1 pseudogene is annotated in these 248 nt (G+C 33.1%); it reads left to right on the top strand.

The features are described 5' to 3' along the window. Positions 1 to 59 precede the first annotated feature (59 nt). Positions 60 to 248 (top strand): annotated as a pseudogene (locus CWB65_RS19965) (integron integrase); the annotation flags it as partial.

Here is a 248-nt window from a genome sequence, read left to right on the forward strand (position 1 = left end):
ATCATTTAGTCAACCAACAAAATGTTGCTCCTAATACTTAAACACAAGCCTTAAATGCGTTGAGCTTTTTATTTAAAGAAGTGATTAAAAAGCCACTCTCATTATCTTTAGGTTTTATTAAGAGCAAACAAGCAACTAAACTACCGGTAGTTTTAACGCAGCAGGAAATAAATAATTTTTTTAAAGTGTGCTCTGCGAAGCATTATTTACCCTGTGGACTACTTTATTGCAGTGGTATGCGATTAATG

The organism is Pseudoalteromonas sp. S554 (assembly GCF_005930865.1).
Classification (GTDB): Bacteria; Pseudomonadota; Gammaproteobacteria; order Enterobacterales; family Alteromonadaceae; genus Pseudoalteromonas; species Pseudoalteromonas marina.